We start from the raw sequence: 5,550 nt of genomic DNA, 5'->3' as shown, positions 1-5,550 counted from the left end.
ACCTAGGCGGTCGGGGACTCCGGGCTCGCCGCTCCGGGCGCCGCCGGAGCGACCGGAGGCGCAGGCGGCACGGCCGGGACAGCCTGGTCCGGCAGGGCCCGCGGGACCGCTGCTGTCGGGTCCGTCGTCTCCACGGGCTCGACGACGACCGCCGTCCCGTACGCACAGACCTCGCTGAACCCGCCGATGGAGTCGGTGTCGAAGCGCATGGCGACGATCGCGTTCGCTCCGCGTTGCACCGCCTCCGCCCACATCCGGTTCATCACTTCGTACCGGCTCTCGTACATCACCTTCGTGAACTCGGGGATCTCCCCTCCGGCCAGCGATCGGAACCCGGCCGTGAAACCCTGCCCGAAGTTCGTCGACCGCACCGTGAGACCCATGACCTCGCCGAGCACTCGGGTGATCCGATAGCCGGGGACATCGTTCGTCGTGACCATGAACATGCGCACATCCTGGCACGCGGCTCCGGGCGTTTCGACTCGCTGCGCTCGCTCAACGACCGAAGAGGGAGACGGCCCCAGGACCACGTTTCGACTCGCGGAGACCCGCACTGAGCGAGCGCAGCGAGTCGAAGTGTCGCTCGACGACCGGGGAGGGGGCGTCACGGTTCGTCACGAACGCCGCGGGAATACCGACGGCTGCATACCGTTGACCCACACGGTGCATCCGCGCCCGCACACACGACCCCGGAGTCCTCATGTCCACCACCGCCGTGCGCCGTCCGAAGGCGCCCGACACCCGCGGACCCGTCCGCAAGCTGCTGACCTCCTTCGGCTTCCAGATCGTCGCCGCACTCGTCCTCGGCATCGGCGTCGGCCTGCTCGGCGTCCAGCTCGGCGCCTCGCCGGAGAACCCCACGGCGCTCTCCGACACGCTGAGCAAGATCGGCAGCTCCTACGTCACGATCCTGCGCGCCGCCGTGGTCCCGCTCATCTTCACCGCGATCGTCGCCAGCATCTCCAACCTCCGCCGCGTGCAGAACGCCGCCCGCCTCGCCGGGCAGACGCTGCTGTGGTTCGCGATCACCGCGTTCATCGCCGTGGTGATCGGCATCGGGCTCGGCCTCGTGCTGCAGCCGGGCAACCGCGCGGGCGAGGGCCTCGAGACCGGCGAGCCCTACACCGTCGGCACGTGGTGGAACTTCCTGCTCGGGCTCATCCCGCAGAACTTCCTCGGCCTGTCCGTGAGCACCTCCGAGAACGACGGCGTGCTCGCCTCCTCGGTCAACTTCAACATCCTCCAGATCATCGTCGTGGCCGTGGTCGTCGGCATCGCCGCACTGAAGGCGGGCAAGAAGGCCGAGCCGTTCCTCGCGTTCACCGAGTCGCTGCTGAAGGTCATCCAGCGGGTGCTGTGGTGGATCATCCGCCTCGCGCCGATCGGCACCTTCGGGCTCATCGGATCCGCCGTGATCCAGTACGGCTGGGGCAAGCTCACGTCCCTCGCCTGGTTCGCCGGCGCGATCTACATCGGGCTCGCGCTCGTGCTCTTCGTCGTCTACCCGATCCTGGTGAAGACCCACGGCCTGTCGATCAAGCAGTACTTCTCCGGCGTCTGGCCGGCGGTGCAGCTCGCCTTCGTCAGCCGCTCGTCGATCGGCACGCTGCCCCTCACCGAGCGCGTCACCGAGCGCAACCTCGGCGTTCCCCGCGCGTACGCCTCCTTCGCGGTGCCGCTCGGCGCGACCACCAAGATGGACGGCTGCGCCGCGATCTACCCGGCCATCGCCGCGATTTTCGTCGCGCAGTTCTTCGGCATCGAGCTGAACCTCGTGCAGTACCTGCTGATCGTCATCGTCTCCGTGGTCGGCTCCGCCGCGACCGCCGGCACCACCGGCGCCGTGGTCATGCTCACGCTGACCCTCTCCACCCTGGGTCTGCCGCTGGAGGGCGTGGGCCTGCTGCTGGCGATCGACCCGATCCTCGACATGGGACGCACCGCGGTGAACGTCGCCGGCCAGGCGCTCGTGCCGGCGATCGTCGCCAAGCGCGAGGGGATCCTCGACGAGGAGCTGTACAACGCCCCGCGTCGCGGCCTGCCCTTCGCCGAGGAGGACGACGCCGACGAGACGCCCGCCGACACCGAGGCGGACGCGGCGGCCGCGGGCTCCCGGGACGACGCCGCCGATACGGACGCCGTCGCCGCGCGCTGACGCGCACCGCAGAGGATCCTGCCGTCACCGGTTCCCCGGGGCGGCAGGATCCTCTGCGTGGGGACGCCAGGGCGCCGGTCGCCGGAGCGCGTCCCGGTGACGAGCGGGCCCGGGTGACGGGCACCGGCGCGGGTCCTCAGCGGTCGCGGCGGGCGTCCGCGCGGGTGTCCAAGGCGAGCTCCTCGGCGTCCATCGCGACGATCAGCTCCCGCATGACCTCCTCGTTCAGCTCCCCGGCGTCCCGCTCCTGGAGCAGCACATCGCGGCGCACCTCGATCCACCCCTTGGACAGGGACATGAGGTCCGCCTTCGACGGCATCGGGACGCGCTCCTCGGCCTGCGCCCTCTCGGTGTCCTTGCCGATCCGGATCATCCGGCGCGCGAACTGATCGAAGCGCTCCGTCGACTCGGGCCCGTACTTCTCCTCCCAGAGCGTCCGCTGTCGCGCGAGGTAGTCCGCGCCCGCCTCGCGCGTGCGGCTGAGCACCTGGTCGATCTGCCGTGCGTCCTCGGCGGCCTCGTCGTCGTCCGCGATCCGCATCCATCGGATGAGCGGCGGCAGCGTCAGCCCCTGCAGCAGGAGCGTTCCCACCGTCACGACGAAGGCGACCACGACGATCGCGTGCGCGGCGGCCTCGTCCAGACCGGCGAGATCGGCGGCGGCGAGCGCCGTCGCCAGCGTCACGACCCCGCGCATCCCCGCCCACGACACCACGACGTTGTCGCGGGCCGACAGCTGCGGCTCGACCATCCGCCGGCGCAGCTGCTCGGCCGTCATCGGCCGGCCGCGACGCCCCGAACGGCGATGCGCCTCCTCCGCGCGCTGCTCCCACTGCTGCATCCGCCCCTGGGCGACCTGGCGCTCCCACCTCCGCATACGGAACCCCTGCCACATCTGGCCCCACGCCGAGGCGGGGAAGACGAAGGCCGGTCGGACCAGGAGCACGACGAGGAGCACGACCCCCGACAGCGCGAGGACCGACCCGACGTCGCCCTCGTCGAGCTCGCTGATCACCCGCGGCAGCTGGAGACCGATGTACGCGAAGACGAACGACTCCAGGAGGAAGTCGGCCGAGAGCCAGATCGGCGTCTCCTGCTGCCGCGTCGCGTAGCTCGTCCGAGGCGCGTTGAACCCCACGACCAGGCCCATCGCCACCACGCCGAGGACGCCGGATCCGCCCAGGTGCTCCGTGATGGCGTAGATCCCGAACGGCGCGAGCAGGCCGAAGGTGCCGTTGACGACCGGATCCGAGATCCGCATCCGCAGCACGTGCAGGCCGGATCCGGCGAGGACGCCGATCCCGACGCCGACGACCACCGCGACGACGAACTGCCACACGCCGTCCCACACGGTCAGCGTCGCGCCCGCGACGATCGCGGCGAACACGCGGTACAGGGTGAGCGAGGTGGCGTCGTTGATGAGGCTCTCCCCCGACAGCACGGTCATGATGCGTCGCGGCAGCCCCAGCTTGCGGCCGATCGCGGCCGCCGAGACGGCATCCGGCGGAGCCACGATCGCCCCGAGCAGGAGCGCGCCGGGGAGCGTCAGGGACGGCATCAGCAGCCAGGCCACCAGTCCGACGGCCGCCGCGGTGACGACGACGAGCCCCACTCCGAGCCGCCGGATCTGGGGCATGCTGCGGCGGAAGCTCACGAACGACACGTCCAGCGCCGCGGAGTACAGCAGCGGCGGCAGCACGAGGTTCAGCAGGATGTGCCCGTCGATGGAGAGATTCGGCACCGCGGGGATGAACGCGACGGCGAGCGCGACCGTCGTGACCAGCAGGGGCGCCGGCCAGCCGCGCCACCGTGCGATGGCCGCGACGAGCACGGAACCGACGAGGACGTAGAAGATCTCGGCATCCATGCGGCAAGGGTAACGGTGCAACCGCCCGCGGCTCCCGACGGCCCACGGCTCCGACCGACGGGAATGCGTCCGCGCGTGCACCGGTTGCCCCTGAGGATGAGTACCGCGTCCCCCGTCCTGTCCGTCCTCGATCTCGTCCCCGTGCGCACCGGCCAGACCAGTGCGCAGGCGATGGCGTCGTCGCTCGCCCTCGCCCAGCGCGCCGACGAGCTCGGCTTCCGGCGCTACTGGTTCGCCGAGCACCACAACATGCCGGCCGTCGCCTCCACGACGCCGCCGGTGCTGATCGCGGCGGCGGCGACGCGCACCCGGCGCATCCGCGTCGGCTCCGGCGGGGTGATGCTCCCCAACCACGCCCCGCTCATCGTGGCCGAGCAGTTCGCCGCCCTCGAGGCCCTGGCACCGGGACGCATCGATCTCGGGATCGGCCGGGCGCCGGGCAGCGACCCCGTCATCACGCAGCTCCTTCGGGCCTCCGGCACGGCCGGCGACGTGGAGCGCTTCCCCTCCCACGTGCAGGACATCGCGCTCATGCTGCAGGCGGCCGGCGCCACGGTCCAGTTCACCAGCGGCGGCGAGTACCAGGTCCATTCCACGCCCGCCGCCGAGGGAGCCCCGGAGATCTGGCTCCTGGGATCCAGCGACTACTCGGCGCAGCTGGCCGCGTCCCTCGGCCTGCCGTACGTCTTCGCGAACCACTTCTCCGGCACCGGCCTCGACCGCGCCCTGTCCCTCTACCGGTCGGCGTACCGTCCGAGCGAGGCGCACCCGGAGCCGCGCACCTTCCTCACCGCCAACGTCGTCGCGGCCCCCACGGCAGAAGAGGCGGAGGCGCGCGCCCTGCCGCAGCTGCGGATGATGGCCCGGCTCCGGCTGAACCGCCCGCTCGTCCCGCTGGAGACCGTCGAGGAGGCCCGTGCCGCCCTCGCTGCGGCACCAGACCCGCAGGAGGAGCAGATCCACGCCGCCGCCAAGGCGAACTGGTTCGTCGGGGACGCCGCGTCCGTGCGCGACGAGCTGGCGGCGTTCGCCGAGCAGCACGGCGTCGACGAGATCATGCTCTCCCCGGTCGCCGGATCGTTCGCGGAGGAGCCCCTCGACGAGACCCGCGGCCGCGTTCAGACCCTGGAGCTGCTCGCCGGCTGACCCGCCCGCCCGGCACCGCCGGTCAGCGGCCGAAGCCGCCGGTGGGCCCCAGGCCCCCGAGGTCGCCGATCCGACGGAGGGTGTCGATCACCTGACGCGCACCGGCGTCGTCCATTCCGACCTCGGCGCGCAGACGCGCCACAGCTTCCTCCTCGCGTCCTCGGCGGACCAGCCCGAGAAGCTCGTCGACGACCTGCGGCGAGACGGATCGGGAGGACGAGACGGACCCGTCGGGGGAAGCGCCGCCGTGCGAGGCGGACCAGCTGATCGTCGTGGACGAGGAGCTCGTGAACGCCGCGGGTCCGTCCAGCGCGGCGGCAGCGGATCCGCCGCTCAGGAAGCCGGCGGCGTCCGCCTTCGCGAGCCCGTCCACCACCCGTTC

5 protein-coding genes are annotated in these 5,550 nt (G+C 71.8%); 2 read left to right on the top strand and 3 right to left on the bottom strand.

Annotated features, from left to right (window positions below):
• Positions 1-2 precede the first annotated feature (2 nt).
• Complete coding sequence (locus MR1_RS16690; protein ID WP_067249581.1) at positions 3-446, bottom strand: YbjQ family protein; 444 nt, start codon at positions 444-446, stop codon at positions 3-5.
• 254 nt (positions 447-700) lie between these two features.
• Here MR1_RS16690 and MR1_RS16685 point away from each other — a divergent pair, with 254 nt between their 5' ends.
• Positions 701-2,155 (top strand): dicarboxylate/amino acid:cation symporter, encoded by a 1,455-nt coding sequence (locus MR1_RS16685; protein ID WP_067249578.1) that lies wholly within the window; start codon positions 701-703, stop codon positions 2,153-2,155.
• A 136-nt stretch (positions 2,156-2,291) separates the two neighbouring features.
• Here the strand turns inward: MR1_RS16685 and MR1_RS16680 are convergent, their stop codons facing one another.
• A complete protein-coding gene (locus MR1_RS16680; protein ID WP_067249574.1) occupies positions 2,292-4,022 on the bottom strand; it encodes a cation:proton antiporter in 1,731 nt (576 codons plus the stop codon).
• A 96-nt stretch (positions 4,023-4,118) separates the two neighbouring features.
• Between MR1_RS16680 and MR1_RS16675 the strand changes: the two genes are divergently transcribed.
• Positions 4,119-5,168, top strand: coding sequence for an LLM class flavin-dependent oxidoreductase (locus MR1_RS16675; protein ID WP_067249571.1), 1,050 nt, complete (start codon positions 4,119-4,121; stop codon positions 5,166-5,168).
• Positions 5,169-5,190: 22 nt separating this feature from the next.
• Here MR1_RS16675 and MR1_RS20235 read toward each other — a convergent pair.
• Positions 5,191-5,550, bottom strand: a 360-nt coding sequence (locus tag MR1_RS20235) for a hypothetical protein (RefSeq protein WP_169797707.1), incomplete at its 5' end; no start/stop codon positions are given.

The sequence above is a fragment of the Microbacterium resistens NBRC 103078 genome (genome assembly GCF_001552355.1).
Lineage (GTDB): Bacteria > Actinomycetota > Actinomycetes > Actinomycetales > Microbacteriaceae > Microbacterium > Microbacterium resistens.
The sequence above is the reverse complement of the archived record's forward strand: the minus strand, read 5'-3'. Positions and strand labels throughout refer to the sequence as shown.